The organism is Chryseobacterium balustinum (assembly GCF_900168205.1).
Classification (GTDB): Bacteria; Bacteroidota; Bacteroidia; order Flavobacteriales; family Weeksellaceae; genus Chryseobacterium; species Chryseobacterium balustinum.
This window is the reverse complement of record NZ_FUZE01000022.1, coordinates 62,930-81,328: the sequence shown is the minus strand read 5'-3', so window position 1 is coordinate 81,328 and position 18,399 is coordinate 62,930. Positions and strand designations below refer to the sequence as shown.

Annotated in this window: 16 protein-coding genes and 1 tRNA gene; 9 read left to right on the top strand and 8 right to left on the bottom strand. The window is 33.3% G+C overall.

Going from position 1 to position 18,399, the window contains the following annotated elements; genetic code table 11:
* The first annotated feature begins 203 nt into the window (after positions 1 to 203).
* Together B5X64_RS18595 and B5X64_RS18590 are read left to right on the top strand one after the other, a co-directional pair.
* Positions 204 to 1,223: a hypothetical protein gene (locus B5X64_RS18595; RefSeq protein ID WP_079466656.1), complete on the top strand. Its 1,020-nt coding sequence runs from the start codon at positions 204 to 206 to the stop codon at positions 1,221 to 1,223.
* A gap of 184 nt (positions 1,224 to 1,407) precedes the next feature.
* Positions 1,408 to 2,139, top strand: coding sequence for a hypothetical protein (locus tag B5X64_RS18590; RefSeq protein WP_228419005.1), 732 nt, complete (start codon positions 1,408 to 1,410; stop codon positions 2,137 to 2,139).
* An 805-nt stretch (positions 2,140 to 2,944) separates the two neighbouring features.
* On the opposite strand, the gene B5X64_RS18585 is transcribed toward B5X64_RS18590, so the two are convergent.
* The gene (locus B5X64_RS18585; RefSeq protein ID WP_079466661.1) at positions 2,945 to 5,212 is read right to left on the bottom strand and encodes a polyribonucleotide nucleotidyltransferase; all 2,268 of its coding nucleotides are present in this window, start codon (positions 5,210 to 5,212) and stop codon (positions 2,945 to 2,947) included.
* Between the two features lie 132 nt (positions 5,213 to 5,344).
* Between B5X64_RS18585 and B5X64_RS18580 the strand changes: the two genes are divergently transcribed.
* Positions 5,345 to 5,539 (top strand): hypothetical protein, encoded by a 195-nt coding sequence (locus tag B5X64_RS18580; RefSeq protein ID WP_228419003.1) that lies wholly within the window; start codon positions 5,345 to 5,347, stop codon positions 5,537 to 5,539.
* 52 nt (positions 5,540 to 5,591) lie between these two features.
* Here the strand turns inward: B5X64_RS18580 and B5X64_RS18575 are convergent, their stop codons facing one another.
* A complete protein-coding gene (locus B5X64_RS18575; protein WP_079466654.1) occupies positions 5,592 to 6,359 on the bottom strand; it encodes a hypothetical protein in 768 nt (255 codons plus the stop codon).
* Between the two features lie 193 nt (positions 6,360 to 6,552).
* Entirely contained in the window at positions 6,553 to 6,822 is a 270-nt protein-coding gene (gene rpsO, locus B5X64_RS18570) for a 30S ribosomal protein S15 (RefSeq protein WP_027386233.1), read from the bottom strand.
* Positions 6,823 to 7,109: 287 nt separating this feature from the next.
* Here rpsO and B5X64_RS18565 point away from each other — a divergent pair, with 287 nt between their 5' ends.
* The 3 genes from B5X64_RS18565 (at position 7,110) to B5X64_RS18555 (ending at position 9,912) form a co-directional block, all read left to right on the top strand.
* Positions 7,110 to 7,667: a pyruvate decarboxylase gene (locus B5X64_RS18565; protein WP_079466653.1), complete on the top strand. Its 558-nt coding sequence runs from the start codon at positions 7,110 to 7,112 to the stop codon at positions 7,665 to 7,667.
* A gap of 83 nt (positions 7,668 to 7,750) precedes the next feature.
* Entirely contained in the window at positions 7,751 to 9,073 is a 1,323-nt protein-coding gene (mgtE, locus tag B5X64_RS18560; protein WP_079466652.1) for a magnesium transporter, read from the top strand.
* 110 nt (positions 9,074 to 9,183) lie between these two features.
* Positions 9,184 to 9,912, top strand: a complete 729-nt coding sequence (locus tag B5X64_RS18555; RefSeq protein ID WP_079466651.1) for an ABC transporter substrate-binding protein — start codon at positions 9,184 to 9,186, stop codon at positions 9,910 to 9,912.
* 163 nt (positions 9,913 to 10,075) lie between these two features.
* Here the strand turns inward: B5X64_RS18555 and B5X64_RS18550 are convergent, their stop codons facing one another.
* Positions 10,076 to 10,525, bottom strand: a complete 450-nt coding sequence (locus tag B5X64_RS18550) for a GAF domain-containing protein (protein WP_079466650.1) — start codon at positions 10,523 to 10,525, stop codon at positions 10,076 to 10,078.
* 11 nt (positions 10,526 to 10,536) lie between these two features.
* The gene (locus tag B5X64_RS18545) at positions 10,537 to 11,964 is read right to left on the bottom strand and encodes a nicotinate-nucleotide adenylyltransferase (RefSeq protein WP_079466649.1); all 1,428 of its coding nucleotides are present in this window, start codon (positions 11,962 to 11,964) and stop codon (positions 10,537 to 10,539) included.
* Between the two features lie 54 nt (positions 11,965 to 12,018).
* Here B5X64_RS18545 and B5X64_RS18540 point away from each other — a divergent pair, with 54 nt between their 5' ends.
* Positions 12,019 to 12,786, top strand: a complete 768-nt coding sequence (locus B5X64_RS18540) for an MBL fold metallo-hydrolase (protein WP_079466648.1) — start codon at positions 12,019 to 12,021, stop codon at positions 12,784 to 12,786.
* Between the two features lie 93 nt (positions 12,787 to 12,879).
* Positions 12,880 to 12,959 (top strand) — tRNA-Leu (locus B5X64_RS18535).
* Here the strand turns inward: B5X64_RS18535 and B5X64_RS18530 are convergent.
* Both B5X64_RS18530 and B5X64_RS22660 read right to left on the bottom strand, forming a co-directional pair.
* Positions 12,913 to 14,484 carry a recombinase family protein gene (locus B5X64_RS18530; protein ID WP_079466660.1) on the bottom strand — a complete coding sequence of 524 codons (1,572 nt, stop codon included), beginning with the start codon at positions 14,482 to 14,484 and terminating at the stop codon, positions 12,913 to 12,915. The genes B5X64_RS18535 and B5X64_RS18530 overlap by 47 nt on opposite strands.
* Positions 14,485 to 14,502: 18 nt before the next feature.
* Positions 14,503 to 14,664, bottom strand: a complete 162-nt coding sequence (locus tag B5X64_RS22660) for a DUF2624 family protein (protein WP_111944944.1) — start codon at positions 14,662 to 14,664, stop codon at positions 14,503 to 14,505.
* Positions 14,665 to 15,486: 822 nt separating this feature from the next.
* Between B5X64_RS22660 and mobC the strand changes: the two genes are divergently transcribed.
* Positions 15,487 to 17,481 (top strand): conjugal transfer protein MobC, encoded by a 1,995-nt coding sequence (mobC, locus tag B5X64_RS18525; RefSeq protein WP_079466647.1) that lies wholly within the window; start codon positions 15,487 to 15,489, stop codon positions 17,479 to 17,481.
* Positions 17,482 to 17,544: 63 nt separating this feature from the next.
* Here mobC and B5X64_RS18520 read toward each other — a convergent pair whose 3' ends face one another.
* Entirely contained in the window at positions 17,545 to 18,390 is an 846-nt protein-coding gene (locus B5X64_RS18520) for an RteC domain-containing protein (RefSeq protein ID WP_079466646.1), read from the bottom strand.
* Positions 18,391 to 18,399 lie beyond the last annotated feature (9 nt).

The window sequence follows — 18,399 nt, the reverse complement described above, 5'->3', positions numbered from 1 at the left end:
AAATATATAATCAACAAAAATTAGTAAGTTTATAAATCGAAAATCCTCCTTAAGGATTTAAACTAAAATGTCTAAGTTGGTTTGAAGACGTACAATATGTAGAACAAATTATATTAACAGGAGAAGATAACACAGAAGAGGAGATAAAATCAGTTATAAAACTTTTAAATAATAAAGATCTTTCTAATGAAAACAAGTTTTTATTGACGAAAAAAATAAATTTTAAAATAGAAAATATAGAAGACATTAAAAATAAAGGTTTATGGAACAATCTTGTTTCAGAAAATAAATTAATTCCACACTGGGGAAATCTACTTCTCGAATACGAAAATGATATTATTGGAGATTTTAATTATTTCAAAAATTATTTAAATGTTGAGGAAAACTATATTGAGCTTTCTCAATATAAGTTAAACGAACAAGTACAAATTATTAATATCGACTCAGAAGAAGAAGAAGAAGAAGAAGAAGAAGAAGAAGAGGAAAATAAAATCAAAAAAACAAAGATTGATATTAAAACAGTTAATCAATTTGTACTTGATATTATAAATTCTGAAATTACTGATTCATCATTCAATAACCTAACTAAATCTTTTGCAAACAGGTATGATGTAGCAGAAATAAAAAGAAAAGAGAGAATATCAACACTTATTAATAATGATCTAATAAATTTTAATTCTCAAAATATTATCTATTTAGAGAGTAATAACAGAATTTTACTATTTCAACAAAATGAAGATTTATTATACGAAAATTACCAAAATTTCAATGAATTCGATATTGAAGTTTGGACAGATATTTTCATATCTGATATAAATGCACAATACAAACAAAATATATTGAAATACTTAATTGAAGAACAAAAATTTAATAAAGAAGACCTAAATTTCATTAAAACCATTATCAATAATTTTAATAATCTTAAATTTCATTTGTACTCTGAGTATTTTACAACAGTTGCATTAGAATCAAATCTGTCTAACGATGAAAAAATAAAATTTTTAACCAATGAGATTTCTGGAAAATATTCTGATAATGAAATATTAGAGTATGTAAATCTATTACCAGAACCTTTTCCAAAAATTAATAACAAAGAAGAATTTGATATTGAATACAACCTAGATAACGAAAAACTTATAAGAGAATTACAAAGCAGAAGACTTTTAAAAGCTTCCTTTTCTAGGAAAAATGAAATAATAAGAGTGAGTTATAATCAAGAATAAAACCTATAACTTAAATTTACAACGTTTACTTTCATTCTAAAAACCAAAAACCCTAGCCTCCCGCTAGGGTTTTCTCATCCCCAAACTCAACATAATCCCCTCACCCTCAAAATATTTCACCAAAAACTCACTTCAATTCAAAATAATTTCTAAATTTGAATAAACAATTTAAACACAAATGATTATGCCTTCAACATCTGAAGTAGGACACGCCCGCAATGTGGCCAACCTACAAAAACTTTCACAGCAAGTTTCCGTTTACACGCTTTACAATCCACCGGTACCCAATCTTACGGTTGCCAATCTTCAGGGATTGTACGCTACAGCTAGTGCAAAATTAGTCGAGGTCGAAGATAAACGAAATGCCAACAAGAATGCCATCGCACTGCGCCAGACCGCTTTCGAAAACCTAAAGCCTATCCTCACCAGAATTATCAATCGCTTAGAAATTTTAGGATTAATGACTGGAACATTAGACCAGGCAAAATCCTTAAACCGTTCTATTCAAGGTAGTCGTAAGAAAAGATCAGTTTCTGCAAAAACTGACGACGAACAACTATCAACCAACAACTCAATTTCTAACTCCCGACAGTCATTCACTCAGCAAGCCGAGAATTTCGGGATCCTTTTGCAGTTATTGGCAACCATTCCCAATTACAATCCGGATGAAGACGAATTGAAATTAACCGATCTCAGCACTTACAAAGATTCATTGATCAACGCTACCCAATTCGTAGACCAAACCGAAGCCGAGCTCAACATCAAGCTCATCGAAAGAGACCAGATCTTATACGCAGAAGAAATAGGGCTCTACTCCATCGCTCAAAACGTTAAAAAATACGTCAAAAGCCTTTACGGAGCCACTTCACCCGAATATGCAACGATTTCCCCCATTACATTTAAGAAGCAAAAATAATATTTACTTCTTCTAAAGCTATACAAGAATAAGATCATAAACAATAAGGATAAGAATATCCGTAATTGTTACGAAATCAATAGGTAACAGCTTGTTTACCATTTCATAGGGATCTAAACAACCCTGTTTTTAGTGTATTGAGATTCTTACAGAATGACAAAACGACTGCTGGATTCAGCGTTATTCTTAAAAGCGGAGATCCATTTCAATATTCTTTCCATCTAAAGTTACATTCTTACAATGTAACTTTATTTTTTTGCGATATCATTTTATATTGGCACACTCAGACTTTATATTTTAGCGATATTGATTTATATTTTTGCATCATCAAGTTATATTCTTCTGTCTGTAAGTTATATTCTTCTGTCTGCGAGTTATATTTTTATGTCTGCAAACTATATTCTTGCTTTATGAAATACTATTGACATAGTATAAAATATCATTCTTCTATCCAAAAAACCTTATCCCACATTCTTTAATGCTCCGGAGGAGCAATATCTGTGTAGAAAAGCAAATGATGATATAGCAGAACCCCGTAGGGGTTCAATCTTAATATGATAAAATAAACAATAAATTAGAATTCATCTCGTATTATCCTTTGTATTTCAAAATAAGTTGACGCCTTTGTTTATCTTATCTTTCAGAATGATCTTTAATAATTCTTTGTTTAACCTCGCGATAAATTAAACGCCAGCATAAACGATCCTTTTCAGAAAAAAATTCCAAATGATCACTGAAACTCTCGAAGGAACAAAAAAAAACCACCGAGAAATTCGGTGGTTTTAATATGATCGATTATATGATCTTAAGCTTCAGATGAAGGATTTTGATTTTGATCTCCTGCAGGTTTTTCACCTTCAGGTCTTCTGTTTCCTTCCGGTCTTGCAGGCCTTTCAGGTCTGTTTTGTCCTTCTGGTCTTCCTTGTCCTTCTTCTCTTGGTTTTTGTGCCGGTCTTTCTGGTCTTGGCAACAAAACTTTTCTTGAAAGTTTCATTTTCTTACGGTCATCGTACCCCATAAATTTCACTTCAACTTGGTCACCTTCGTTGTAAGGAACTTTATCAAGACGAGCCCACTCGATTTCAGAAATGTGAAGTAATCCTTCAGTACCCTTTGCAATGGCTACGAAAGCTCCGAAATCCATTACTTTCACTACTCTACCTTGATAAACTTCACCGATAACAGGTACAAAAGTAATCTCGTTGATCCTGGCGATCGCTTCGTTGATTTTCTCTCTGCTAACACCAGAAATTTCGATTCTTCCGATTTCGCCAACTTCTTCAATTGCGATAACTGTGTCAGTATCTTTCTGCATTTGCTGAATAATCTTTCCACCAGGTCCGATTACAGCACCGATGAAATCTTTAGAGATCTCCATCATTACCATTTTAGGAGCGTGAGGTTTCACATCTTCTCTTGGTGCAGAAATAGTTTCATTTAATTTATCAAGAATATGAAGTCTTCCGTTTCTAGCTTGTAGAAGCGCTTTCTCCATAATATCCATAGATAATCCTTGGATCTTAATATCCATCTGACAAGCAGTGATTCCGTCTGCAGTTCCAGTTACTTTAAAGTCCATATCACCTAAGTGATCTTCGTCTCCTAAGATATCAGAAAGTACAGTGAATTTTCCAGTTTTTACGTCAGTTACTAATCCCATTGCAATACCAGAAACTGGTTTTGTAATTTGAATACCTGCATCCATCAAAGCCAAAGTTCCTGCACAAACAGTTGCCATAGAAGACGAACCGTTTGATTCTAAAATATCAGAAACGATACGGATAGTGTAAGGGTTTTCTTCAGGGATCATATTTGCCAAAGCTCTTTGAGCTAAGTTTCCGTGACCAACTTCTCTTCTTGAAGTTCCTCTTAAAGGACGAGCCTCACCAGTTGAGAATGGAGGGAAGTTATAATGTAAGAAGAATCTTTCGTCATAATTTACCATTACGCTGTCTACCATGTTCGCATCTTTTACCGAACCTAAAGTTACAGCTGTTAAAGATTGAGTTTCACCTCTTGTGAAAATTGCAGAACCATGAGCTCCCGGTAAATAATCGATTTCGCTCCAGATTGGACGAATTGTTTCAGGATCACGACCATCAAGACGGATTTTATCATTGATAATCATCTGACGCATCGCCTCTTTTTCAACATCGTGGAAGTATACTTTTGCAAAAGGAGTTACTCTCTCCAACTCTTCAGCATTTTCTACATATTGAGCTAAGAATTCAGCTAAAACAGCTTTGAATTTCTCACCTCTTTCTTCTTTTCCTGAAGGAGTTTTTGCTACTTCATATACTTTATCGTAAGTTTCTTTCCACACTTTTTCACGAATAGCTTCGTCGTGATTTTCGTGGCTGTATTCTCTTTTTGGTAAAGATTTGCCTACTTTTTCAGCTAATCTTTCCTGAGCTTCAACTTGTTTTTTAATTTCAACGTGAGCGAAGTTAATTGCTTCAAGCATTTCTGCTTCAGAAATTTCTTTCATTTCACCTTCTACCATTACAATAGAGTCTTTCGTTGCTCCAACCATGATATCAAGGTCAGCCAATTTAAGATCTTCAAATTTAGGGTTGATAGAAAGTTCACCGTTGATTCTTACTACTCTTACTTCAGACATTGGTCCGTTGAAAGGAATGTCAGTAATAGCAATTGCTGCAGACGCTGCCAAACCTGCTAAATCATCAGGAATCGACTGTCCGTCATAAGAAATTAATGAAATCATTACCTGCACTTCTGCATGGAAATCTTCCGGGAATAATGGTCTTAAAACTCTATCCACCAAACGCATCGTCAGAATTTCCTGATCTGAAGGTCTAGCTTCTCTTCTGAAAAAGTTTCCAGGGATTTTTCCACCAGCGTAGAATTTTTCTCTGTAATCAACTGTTAATGGTAAGAAATCGACACCGTCTTTAGCTTCTTTGCTTGCTACTACGGTTGCTAAAAGCATTGTTCCGCCCATTTTTACTACTACAGATCCGTCAGCTTGTTTTGCCAGTTTCCCTGTTTCTAATGTGATTTCTCTGCCGTCTGCAAGAGTAATCAACTCTGTAATTGCTTGAGGTATACTCATAAATTGTTTTGTGTTGCGCTCCGTATTGAGCACTTTAATATTTATATTTCGTCTAAATTTTCGTTTGCAAAGATAATGTATTATAATGATTTATTAAATTTTCAGCAATAAAATATCAAAATCAGGCTCAAAATGTTGTCAATTATAATGGCGATTTTGGGAGGTGCGATTGTACCTATTTCCCAAGGTCTTCTTGCTGATTATTTTGGAGTTCAGCATTCGTTTATTATTCCGGTTTTTTGCTACTTGGTGATTTTAATTTTCGGAGCGTATTGCACGAAATATTTGAGCCATGTAAAAACTACGGAAGCCAAATCGGGACATTAATTTTACATAAATATAAATGAAATGAGATACTAAAAAGTATCTCATTTTTTTATCAATACCAAAATTGATTCAAATAATAATATTCGTTCTGATGTTCTATCACAAAACAATCATCATAAAAAGTTTTATAGGAGAAAATTCGGGTAATATCGTAGATAAAAAGTGAATCAATTAAAATAAAAAGTGTGTCAGAAAATAGTTTAGAATTCTCTTCATTGTGTTGAGTATCATGTAAGTTCCTTTTAATAAAGCTTTTTAATAATTCTTTGTATTCTTCAACATTGAGTTCATTAATACTTTCTCCCAACTTTAAGTTTATTTCGGAAATTGCCTTTCCTTTATAAAATCCAAAACTTTCAAAGTACTCGCCACCAAAAAACTTTCTTTCAATATAGGGATTTACAGCCATCAGAAAACCTTCGATAAGATTTATTTTATAGGTTTCGTTTAAGGCTGTATTTTTATAAGAATCAGGAATTTCGTAATTATATTTTTCAAAAAATCTAAAGCACTTACTTGCCGACCAAATATGACGGGTACCTATGTTGTCTCCAGGCTTTAAATCCAAAAGTTCCACCAAAAGCTGATTAATATAGAAATTTCTTCCATACCAAAGGTCATTTCGCTGAATCATGTCATTCATATTATCATCAGTAATTTCTACAGCATTATCTTTCACCTTCATTTCCTGAAGATTTTCATTAAAGAAAACATAAGAATATCCTACCCTAAGATCTTGTTCCTTAGCAACAACTAAATATTCATCCTGACACAGATTTGCGGCAGCAGCTCTTTCTTTATTTTTAAAACGTATTTTCATAATATTATTTTTAGTATCTAACCATTTTGGCTCTCATTTTTGATACAGCAAAATAAAAAACAAAATACGCAGTCTTATTGCGCAGAAATATTATTTTGAAAAAAATATTGAAGATTAAGAATTATGGCTCATTTTAAAAATAAAAAAAGCAACCTCTTTCGAAGTTGCTTCTTTATTTTGGAAATCGGATAGATTATTTTCTTAATCCAAGTTCAGCGATAATCGCTCTGTATCTTGTAATATCTTTTTTCTTAAGATAATCCAATAAACTTTTTCTCTTACCTACTAATTTTACCAAAGATCTTTCAGTGTTGAAATCATGACGATTTGCCTTCAAGTGCTGAGATAAATGGTTAATTCTGAACGTGAAAAGAGCTACCTGTCCTTCAGCTGTTCCTGTGTCTTGTGCAGATTTTCCGTGCTTTGCGAAAATTTCTGCTTTTTTTTCTGTTGTTAAGTACATTCCAATATTGTTTAATGATTATTATGTAACGGGTGCAAAAGTACGACTATTTTTTTAATCACCAAAACAGTAATTTAAAATTAGAAATAAAATGCCTATTAAAAACCTCTGTACTATTTCTAAATAATATATTATCAGCATTTTTTAATAAATATTTAAGGAAACCATCAGACTTTGGAAACATTATTGATTCCATATATTAAAATTGATAGAAAAATATGTTAATAAATTCTTAAATAAATTATGTCATCCCATTAAAAGACAGTAATTTTACACCCGACAAAAAGATGAAAAATTTTTTATTTTATACGCTTATTTCTTCTGTGTTTATCCTCAGTGTTTCTTCTGTAAAAGCGCAGAAAACCTCAGATCATGATAAAACAAAGAAAGTTTTATACTTCAATCCTGAAGTGGAACCCGATATTGAAGAAATAAAAGAACCCACCAATCTCGCATTCTTCAGTGCAGTTTCTGATAATATCAGCGCTTTCCGTAAAAATAAAATGCTGAGATCTGAAATTCAGGTTTCTTATGACAGCATCGATTCTAAAACCATTACCGAATACAGTAAAAACAATGATGCCGACTTTGTCATTGTTCCTAAAGTAAAATATTTCAAAGTAGGATTAGGAAAATACGTTTTTTCTAACCAGGTTGTCGTAAGTATGAAGCTTTTCGATGCAGAAGGAAACTTAATTACGTCTTCAGAATATGACACTTACCGAAAGAATATGCGCCTTTTAGGTTCTACCGAAAATTCTATAAAAATCGGAACCAACGGTGCTATGAAAAACATTCTTAAGGAGTTAAGAAAGATAAAACCTTCTGCAGAAGCGGGTTTTTAAACTTTAAATAAACCTTAAATTTGGCTCATGATTCTCTCATTCTAAAAATTTGAGCTATTTTTGCATATCAAAAATTTCAGGTTTTGAATTCTACACACGAACTTACTTTTAATCCAGCCGATATTGCCGAAAGACTCAGTGAACTTCCCGCTGATGAAAGGCTGCTCGCTTTTTTGAAAGTTCCTAAGCAATACAAAGCCGATGTTTTTTCGCACTTAGATCCCGATTTCCAGGAAGAAACCATTCGAAGCATCGGCAGCGATGATGTTTCAGAAATCCTGAATGCAATGACTCCCGATGACAGAACAGCTCTGTTTGAGGATTTTCCGGATGAACTGATCAAATATTCTATCAATCATCTTAATCCTCAGGAAAGAAGAATTGCCCTGAAACTTCTCGGCTACAATTCTGATTCTATTGCGCGTCTGATGACACCTTATTATATCCAGATCCGAAAAGAATGGACTGTAAAAAGATGTCTTCAGCAGATCAAAAAAGTCGGAAAAAGAGTTGAAACCATCAATCACCTGTATGTCGTTGATGAAAGGAATCATCTTATTGACGATTTAGCTTTAGGAAGTTTATTGTTGGTGGAAGAAGACACTTTAGTATCAGAACTTACAGACAATCAATTCGTTGCCATTAAAACAACAACATCCAAAGAAGATGCTGTTACTTATTTTGAAAAGTATGACAGAACTGCGCTTCCTATTATTACCGAAGCTGGAGTTTTGGTTGGAATTGTAACAATTGATGATATTTTAGATCAAATTGAATCACAAAATACCGAAGATATTCAAAAATTCGGTGGACTTGAAGCTTTAGATTTACCTTACACTCAGACCTCTTTGATGGAAATGATCAAAAAAAGAGGAATGTGGCTTATTATTTTATTTTTCTCTGAAATGCTGACCGCTTCTGCGATGGGATTTTTTGAAGATGAAATTCAGAAAGCAGTTGTTTTGGCTTTATTTGTTCCGTTAATCATTTCAAGTGGAGGAAATTCTGGTTCACAGGCTGCAACTTTGATCATTCGAGCAATGGCATTACAGGAAATTGGTTTAAAAGACTGGTGGTACGTGATGAAAAAAGAGATTTTTACCGGATTAGTTTTAGGTGGAATCTTAGGTATTATCGGATTTTTGAGAATTATGGTTTGGCATAAAGCAGGATTTTTTGATTATGGAATTCATTGGGCGTATATAGGCTTAAGTGTTGGTTTTTCTTTAGTGATGATTGTTTTATGGGGAACGCTTTCAGGTTCTATGGTTCCATTTATTCTTAAAAAGCTGAAACTCGACCCTGCAACTTCTTCCGCTCCATTCGTAGCAACTTTGGTCGATGTTACCGGATTAATTATTTATTTCTCTGTTGCCGGCCTTTTCTTAACCGGAAAACTTTTGTAATTTTAGGCAAAGTCTAAAATCTTTATGAAATCGCCATGATTTGGAAACCCCAATCCTGATAAGAATGGTGCGATTGCATATGACCTTTAAAAGACAATAAAAATCTTCATATGAAAGTAATTTCCCTTGTTCCTTCTATTACAGAAGCTTTATTTGATTTAGGTTTAACAGAAAACGAAATTATCGGAAGAACAAAATTCTGCATTCACCCTTCAGAAAAAGTAAAAAATATAGAAATTATCGGCGGTACAAAAAATCTTAATATTGAGAAAATTAAAAGCCTTAAACCAGATTTAATTTTAGCCAACAAAGAAGAAAACGTTAAAGAACAGGTAGAAATTTTAATGAAGGATTTCAAAGTAATTGTTTATAATACAGAGACGATTGAAGACAATTATTACCTGCTGAAAAACCTTGGATTGCTATTTAATAAAGAAGAAAGAGCACAAGCCTTCAATCTAAAAATCTATGAAGTTCTCAATCAAACCAAGATAAATCCAAAGGTAAAAGTCGCTTATCTTATTTGGAATAATCCTTACATGACGGTAGGTTCAGATACTTTCATTCATCATATTTTAAGTGAAATTGGTTTTGAAAATATATTTAAAAATCAAACCCGTTATCCGGAAATCCATACAGAAGATCTAGCCGAAGCAAATTTTATTATGTTATCTTCCGAGCCTTTTCCTTTTAAAGAAAAACATATTGCCGGACTAAAAAAGGTTTATCCTGATAAAAAAATTATGATTGTGGATGGTGAAGCTTTTTCGTGGTACGGAACACACATTGCGAAATGCGAGAATTATTTTAAAGAATTAATTGCTGAATTTAATGATTAAATAAAACACTGGTTTGTCATTCCGTAGGAATCTAAGTTGCAGTAATCTTCTATATCGAGATTCCTACGGAATGACAAACTTTTTGTTTTAAATTATATTGACCACGTTTTAAATAAAAAAACTCCGACAAAAATCGGAGCTTGTATTTTATATTGAGATAAGATTACAAAATCTTTGAAACTTCATTACAAAGCCATTCCAACAACTCTAAATCTTCTTTCGTAAAAGGATCGATGGTATGAGAATCGATATCGATCTGACCAATGTTTTCCCCGTTTTTAAAAATAGGAACTACAATTTCAGCTTTTGTATCAATCGAACAGCTCAGATAATTATCCTGCAAATGTACATCGGGAACGATAAATGTTTCGTTGGAAACAGCCACCTGTCCGCAAATACCTTTTCCGTAAGGAATAATCATATGATCAGTTTCAGCTCCTACATAAGGACCTAATTTCAGTTCGTCTTTATCCCCGTTTTTAAAGTAAAAACCAGTCCAGTTGAAATAAGATATTTCCTGGTCTAATAAATGACAAACTTTTTGAAGCTTCTCATCGGTATTATGTTTTGGACTTTCAAGAATAGACGAAAGTCTTTTTTTTAATTCAGACATTGTAATATTTTTTATGAAAATTGTTTCAGAGAAAGTTCGTTTTTAAACCCGAACATTCCTCTTTCTTTTATCATTTCTGCAACGCCATCAGGAAGCTGGTTTTCCCAACCGCTGATATTGCATGCGATTTTTCTTAGAATTTCTCTTGAATATATTTCCAAAAACTCAGGATTATAGTTGGTAATATCTACAATACGGTTGTTGTGTTTGAAATATTTGTACAATTCTTTTAGATTTTCTTCTACTTTTAGGTTTGAAGAATCTAATAATTCGTGAGTTTCAGGATCTTTGTAAGGATACAAATAAACTCTCATTCCGTTTCTGAAAAACTTACCAAAAGCTTCCAAAATACCTCCGGAAAGATCTTTATAATATTTCTCGTCAAACACCATCAACATATTATTTACCCCCATCGTTACGCCAATATCTCCATTGGTATAATGTGAGAAATAATCTATCAATCTGTAATATTCTGAGAAGTTTGATATAATAACGGTATAACCTAATTTGCCTAAAACATCTACACGATCCAAAAAGTCTCTTTCATCAATATCTCCGTCTGCACGTAAGTTTGAAATGGTAATTTCAATAAGAACCTCAGTTTCTTCTTGTGTACAAATAGCATCTTTCAGGAACATTTCCATTCCGTTGCGAATCATATCTATATTTACTTTGGTCACCGGTCTGAAACTTCCTCTTACCGCAAAAATATTTTTTTTATATAAAATATCCGCAGGAAGCATATTATTACCTTCAGCATTAAAAATTACAGCATCGGTCATATTATTTTTCACCAGTTGCAAAGACATCAGTCTGTTATCAACATAAGCAAAAGCCGGACCGCTGAAATCGATCATATCAATCTCAAGATTGTCTGTAGAAACCTCATCATAAAGAGATTCTATCAATCTTCTTGGATTGTCGTAATAATTATATGCTCCGTAAATAAGGTTTACCCCAAGATTACCCAGTGTTTCCTGCTGCAAAGTAGCATCATTTTCTTTGAATTTTACGTGAATTACAATCTCGTTGTAATCTTCATTTTCTTTCACCTGAAAACGAATTCCGACCCAACCGTGACCTTTCACAGTTTTATCAAAATTGATGGTCGTTACCGTGTTTGCATAAGAAAAATATTTTCTTCCGGGATTAGTGTCTCTTGAAATTCTTTCTTCAATTAGTGACACTTCATAGCGAAGCATTTTTCTAAGTCTGTTTTGAGTAACATACCTATTTTTTACTTCTTTTCCGTAGATGGCATCACTAAAATCTTTGTCGTAGGCCGACATTGCCTTAGCAATTGTACCGGAAGCCCCCCCTGCTCTAAAAAAGTGTCGTACAGTTTCCTGCCCTGCTCCAATTTCTGCGAAAGTACCATAAATAGTAGGATCTAGATTAATTGTTAATGCTTTTTGTTTAGGAGTTAGTTTCTGATACATTAGGACATTAAATTTTTCGTAAATTTACCAAAATTAAACCAACCTCAAAACAAAATGAAGTTGAAATTTTTAGGAACCGGAACTTCCCAAGGTGTCCCCGTTATCGGTTGCACTTGTGAGGTATGTACTTCTCAAAATCCAAAAGATACTCGTTTTCGGGCTTCAGCGATGATAACCACCGATGAAAACAGGAAAATACTGATTGATTGCGGACCCGATTTTCGGCAGCAAATGCTTATCAACAAAGAAAATCACATCGACATTACATTACTTACTCATGAGCATAATGATCACGTGATTGGTTTAGATGATATGCGTCCGCTCATTTTTAAAAGCGGCGAAAACATGCCTATTTATTGTCTTTCAAGAGTTGGACACGAAATTAAAAATCGTTTTCCTTATGCTTTTGCAGACATTCGTTATCCCGGAGCACCAGCTTTTGATTTGCACGAAATCGATCACGAAAAGTTTACTGTTTTAGATACAGAAATTACTCCTATTGAGGTAACACATTATAAAATTTCTATTCTAGGATATAAGTTTAAAAAACTTGCATACATTACTGATGCCAACTTTATTTCTGATTCAGAAAAAGAAAAGTTACAAGATTTAGACGTGCTTATTCTAAACTGTATTCGAAAATTTGATCCCCATCCTGCCCATTTTGTATTGGCGGATGTCATTAAATTGTATAATGAACTAAAACCTAAAAAATTATTTCTGACTCACATCAGTCACCATTTTGGCTTGCATAATATTGAGGATAAGTTACTTCCCGACGGAATACACCTTGCCTACGATGGTTTGGAACTCAATTTTTAAAATTTTTCTTCAAAAAGCTTTTGAACATTGAAAAAAGTTCCTATATTTGCACACCAATTTGAAACAAACAATAACGTTTGGAGTAAACATCAAGCCCAGGTGGCGGAATTGGTAGACGCGCTGGTCTCAAACACCAGTTCTTAGGAGTACCGGTTCGATCCCGGTCCTGGGTACAAGACCGGAAAGAGGTGATAATTCACTATTTTTCCGGTTTTTTTTATCTCTTAACTCATTGTTAATCTGATAGATATAGGACAGCAAAACGTTGGGTCTAATAGTTCGATAATGATTTTCAAAAAATTCCAATTTTTCAGGGAATATCGAACTAATTATTCGACGTTTTAATGTGATATCCCCACTACTAAAGACTTTAGCAAGATCTACAACGTTCGATAATGCATGGTCAAGTAGTTTCGGAAAATCTATTTTGTTTTTATCTTTTACTTTGGTCAGGCTGCTTTCTAACTTTTCAATTTTGTCCTTGCAATCAGTCTTAATTTCCAAGTATTCCTCATTATCAATGACATCTTCCAACAGTTTGTTTCTTGCCAACTTTAACCTGTTATTCAGTCCATCAATTTCCACTAATATCTTTTTTCTTTGATGTTGAGGATTATCAATAAACTTCTCAAAATTTTGCTTCAAGACCTTTCTCAAATATTTTTTAATGGACTCCCTCATTTCTAATGCTTCCAGTACTTCCAAGAATTTATTGTTGATAATTTCTGCCTTGTAACGATATCCACACGGTGACTGACAGTGATAGTAGTAATATTTCTTGGAGTGTCCTGTAGACGCACTACCCGTTATCAAATGACCACATTCCGGACAAACAAGAAATCCTCTCAGGGGAAGATTATCGTCAGACAATATTTTTACATTGGGTCTTGCTAGATTTGCATTGCCATCCATTATATTTTGGACTTTTTCGAATAAATCCTCACTGATCAAAGGTTCATGAATACTTGGAACAAAATGAGCCTCCTCGTCATTGTATTGTTCTACATAAATTTTTCCGCAATATGCAGTATTCCTTAAGCCTGCAAGAAAAGCACTAACTTTTACAGTTTTCCCTTCCCGTTTGTTCATCATATCCATGATCTGGCTGGCTGAGTAAACGCCTTTCGCCATTTCATTAAATGCCCATGTCATATTGGATGCTTCCGGCTCTTTTTGTGTGACATACTTCTTCCCGTTCTCCGTGATCTTATTGACATATCCATAAGGCGCCCTTCCCATCAATCTTCCTTCTTTTCTAGCACGACGCATTCCATAGTAGGTATTCAGGGCACGCCTGTCGTTCTCAACTTCCGGTGCAGCAAGATAGATTGCCAGCATCATCTTGTTCTCAGGAATCGAAAGATCCAAAGGTTGTTCAATAGCTTGCGGATCAACATTAAGCTTTTTGAGGATATTGATCATCTGATAGGCATCACCAGCATTTCTGCTAAAACGGTCCCATTTTGTGAATAGCAATAAATTGGTTCTGGAGCTCTTTTTCTTAAGCGTATCTAAGAGTTTGATCCACTCAGGCCTGTTAAAGGTCTTAGCTGAATAATCTTCATAAATGACCTGTCCGACTTGGATACGATTATTTTCACAATAACGTCTCAATCGCTCCTCCTGATCTCTTTGGGAATATCCTTTATCTGCCTGCTCATCGGTTGAAACACGAATGTATAAATCGGCTTTTTTCATCTCTACAATCTTAAAATATTATTCATCTAAAAAACGCTTTATGGTAATTGTTAAAAGCATTTTTAGAAATTCTACAATTTGTTCCGCTTCCTGAATTGTTAATTCAACTCCCTCCTCTTCTTTAAATATTTTGATAACCTCATTAATGGTTATATTCTTAATTTCAATGTTCTTTTCCATGACCGAAATTTTTAAATAAAAATATTCGGCTCATCCAATTACGATTAATTAATGTATTTAAATTATACAGTTGGCCTTGATATGCTTTCACCCTTAAATTTCAAAATCAAATTTTACAAGGCACTTTAAAGCATTTACTCAAAAGATGCAGTTTCTGAAAGCGGTAATCTCCCGCAAATGCATCAGTAGAGATTCTGACTTGATCTGTTATAATAAAAGTATATTGATTTCGTTAAAATTATTTTTAAAGTGGCAACAAGAATTGTTGCGAAGAAATTCATCATTCTTAGATTCAACTAAATTACAAATAATCAGTTGAATGGTAAAATTGTCATGACCTAATTTTGAAAATGCTGTTTTACTGATAGGTAGCAAAACTGTAAAGCGATGCTGAAATAATGAAATTAAATTCGCTTTTAAGCTATGATCATGCGTAACAAATCATTGGACTCTTCAATTACCCGTCTTTTTTTCTGACTTTTCTCTCTTCATAATTATCAATTGAGAACTTTATGCTCAACATTTGTAATTTATCAGGTCAGTAAATCAGTTATGAAAAATATCCTTCAACGTCAATAATTAGCCTCATTACGCCACAGAAACAAAATAACAACTGTATTTCTTCGATTTTAAAACGCTCTCAAAACTCTCTTTTATGGTTACACAAAACACTTACTATTACGGCTTTTTCTCAGACCGAAAAATTATGCGTTAGAATTTATTTCAGTGGTTTTAGTGGAAAATCAAAGCCATTGAAAGACAATAGAAAAAAGCTGTCAGACGTCGGATTATTTTAGTGAATGAAAATTAAAATATAGTGTTATGCAAGGTGAAGATGATTTAAGAGGTTTAGCTAAAATCATGGGATTTATGAGGGCAGTTAGTATAATTCTAGTCTTAATGCATTTTTACTGGTTTTGCTATTCCATTTTTCTTGAACGTGGCCTGGCTTTAAATATACTGAATAGAATTCTATCAAATTTTCAAAAAACCGCAGGACTATTTTCTCATCCTTTATTTACAAAAGCTTTTTCCCTCACTTTACTTGCTCTCAGTTGTTTGGGAACTAAAGGTGTTAAAAACGAAAAAATTACTTGGCGAAAGATTACTACGACAATGGTAGTTGGACTCATACTTTTCTTTTTTAATGGTACATTATTAAATTCTCATGTTAGATATTCAATCCACTTCTACGTAATAACTACCTCTGTGGGATATGTTTGTCTAATGGTTGGTGGTATTTGGATCAGCCGTATTCTAAAAACAAATCTAATGAGAGATGTTTTCAATAATGAAAATGAAAGCTTTATGCAGGAAACAAAACTGATGAACAATGAGTATTCTGTGAATCTTCACACTAAATTTTACTACGAAGGAAGATGGAATAAAGGTTTTATTAATGTAGTAAATCCTTTCCGAGCAACAATCGTTCTCGGAACACCCGGTTCAGGAAAATCTTATGCTGTGGTAAACAATTATATCAAACAGCATATTGAGAAGGGTTTTGCAATGTATATTTATGATTTTAAGTTTGACGACCTGTCAACCATCGCTTATAATCATCTTTTAAACAACTCCAAAGATTATCAGGTCAAACCAAAATTCTATATTATCAATTTTGATGATCCCCGTAAAAGTCATCGCTGCAATCCTCTTAATCCCGATTTCATGACGGATATTTCGGATGCGTATGAGGCTGCTTATACAATCATGCTTAATCTCAACAGAAGCTGGATTCAGAAACAGGGAGACTTCTTCGTAGAAAGCCCCATCATTCTTTTAGCAGCTATCATTTGGTTTCTAAAAATATATGAACATGGTAAATATTGCACGTTTCCCCATGCAATAGAACTTCTTAATAAAAAATATGAAGATGTATTTACTATTTTAACCTCTTACTCAGAATTAGAAAACTACCTTTCTCCTTTTATGGATGCTTGGCAGGGAGGTGCACAAGATCAATTGCAGGGGCAAATCGCTTCTGCAAAAATTCCTTTATCAAGAATGATTTCTCCACAACTCTACTGGGTTATGACTGGAGATGATTTTTCTTTAGACATCAATAATCCCAAGGAACCAAAGATTTTATGCGTAGGAAATAATCCCGACCGTCAAAACATCTACTCTGCTGCTTTAGGTTTATACAACTCAAGAATTGTAAAACTTATTAATAAAAAAGGTCAGTTAAAAAGTTCTGTCATCATAGACGAATTACCTACAATATATTTTAGAGGTTTAGATAATTTAATCGCTACAGCACGAAGTAACAAAGTTTCTGTGTGTTTAGGATTTCAGGACTTTTCACAGCTAAGCAGAGATTATGGAGATAAAGAAAGTAAAGTAATTCAGAATACAGTAGGAAATATTTTTAGCGGACAGGTTGTTGGTGAAACGGCAAAAACTTTATCAGAAAGATTTGGCAAGGTCTTGCAGAAAAGGCAAAGTATATCTATAAACCGTAATGACACTTCAACTTCCATTTCTACCCAATTGGATAGCTTGATTCCAGCTTCAAAGATTTCAACATTAACTCAGGGATTTTTCGTAGGGGCTGTGTCTGATAATTTTGATGAAAGAATCGAACAGAAAATTTTTCATTCAGAAATTGTTGTAGATAACGCTAAAGTAGAAAATGAAATAAAAAATTATCTAAAAATTCCTGAAATTCTGTCTTTTCAAGATGAAAATGGGAATGACTGCATGAAAAAAGTAATAGATGATAATTACAAAAAAGTAAAAGCCGATATTCTAAGTATCATCGTTTGTGAAATGGACCGAATTAAAAACGATCCTACTTTGCAGCATTTAGTAAAATGACTGCTAAATTTAGTATAAAGGTCTCATCGGTATATTAATCTCTGAGACCTTTAAGAATCTAAACTATTCATTATCTATATTGATAAAATGTTGATTCAAATTATCATTTATTAATTGAAGAAACTTAGTTGGTCCTTGTTTTCTGTTCTTGATTTCAAAAATAGTTTTATGAAAATTGCCCAGATCCATATCAAAAGATTTTTCCACAAATTTAATAACTTCACTGAGCTCAATATTTCCTCCATTAAAACATTTCATCTTGTACAAGGCATAGGTCAGTTCAATGAGTCCCACTTTTGAAGCAGACCAGTTTAATGGAGATACAATTTTAGTTGCAGAATTCTCAGAAAGATTTTCAATTTGAATCTTGAGGTATTGATCTAACTGCTCATAAGCAACAAATTGAGATATAATCTGATCGTGAGAGGTTGTGAAATTGTTGTCAAAATTGTATAACCCCAAAGATAATTTCATCTTTAAATCATACGAATTTCGCACAAACACTTTATGATCTAAATATGTTGCATCCCTGGTGAAATAACTGTAAAACTCTGAATGATTTGAGTAAAATACTTTTAGTTTTTCCTGTTCTGCTTCGTAGTACTTTTTCAATATTTTATTTCCGGCTTTTGGCTTTTGTGATTCTATTTCCAGTACTGATGAATAGTAAATATATTTAGATATAAAAGAAGGTTTTAGTTTTTTGAAAAAATATACTTCTTCGGCTATACTTTCAAACTCATGCGGAATGATCAGCTCTTTTAATTTTCGAATAAATTCATCGATGATGACTAATGACATTTCTGAAATCCTTATTACATTATCAGAGTCGTCATAAACTTCGTTGATTTTAAGCTCTAAATTTTCGAGAAGCTGCGTAGTTTTTCTAAAAATTGTTTTTGTCTCCATGTCCTTTTT

Bases quoted from the DNA above. Each gene is read 5' to 3' on its own strand.
- B5X64_RS18520 (WP_079466646.1), bottom strand. From the start codon at position 18,390: ATGGAGACAAAAACAATTTTTAGAAAAACTACGCAGCTTCTCGAAAAT.
- B5X64_RS18540 (WP_079466648.1), top strand. From the start codon at position 12,019: ATGAAGTTGAAATTTTTAGGAACCGGAACTTCCCAAGGTGTCCCCGTT.
- rpsO (WP_027386233.1), bottom strand. From the start codon at position 6,822: ATGTACTTAACAACAGAAAAAAAAGCAGAAATTTTCGCAAAGCACGGA.
- B5X64_RS18555 (WP_079466651.1), top strand. From the start codon at position 9,184: ATGAAAGTAATTTCCCTTGTTCCTTCTATTACAGAAGCTTTATTTGAT.
- B5X64_RS18530 (WP_079466660.1), bottom strand. From the start codon at position 14,484: ATGAAAAAAGCCGATTTATACATTCGTGTTTCAACCGATGAGCAGGCA.
- B5X64_RS18585 (WP_079466661.1), bottom strand. From the start codon at position 5,212: ATGAGTATACCTCAAGCAATTACAGAGTTGATTACTCTTGCAGACGGC.
- B5X64_RS22660 (WP_111944944.1), bottom strand. From the start codon at position 14,664: ATGGAAAAGAACATTGAAATTAAGAATATAACCATTAATGAGGTTATC.
- B5X64_RS18590 (WP_228419005.1), top strand. From the start codon at position 1,408: ATGCCTTCAACATCTGAAGTAGGACACGCCCGCAATGTGGCCAACCTA.
- B5X64_RS18550 (WP_079466650.1), bottom strand. From the start codon at position 10,525: ATGTCTGAATTAAAAAAAAGACTTTCGTCTATTCTTGAAAGTCCAAAA.
- B5X64_RS18545 (WP_079466649.1), bottom strand. From the start codon at position 11,964: ATGTATCAGAAACTAACTCCTAAACAAAAAGCATTAACAATTAATCTA.
- B5X64_RS18575 (WP_079466654.1), bottom strand. From the start codon at position 6,359: ATGAAAATACGTTTTAAAAATAAAGAAAGAGCTGCTGCCGCAAATCTG.
- mobC (WP_079466647.1), top strand. From the start codon at position 15,487: ATGCAAGGTGAAGATGATTTAAGAGGTTTAGCTAAAATCATGGGATTT.
- B5X64_RS18565 (WP_079466653.1), top strand. From the start codon at position 7,110: ATGAAAAATTTTTTATTTTATACGCTTATTTCTTCTGTGTTTATCCTC.
- B5X64_RS18580 (WP_228419003.1), top strand. From the start codon at position 5,345: ATGTTGTCAATTATAATGGCGATTTTGGGAGGTGCGATTGTACCTATT.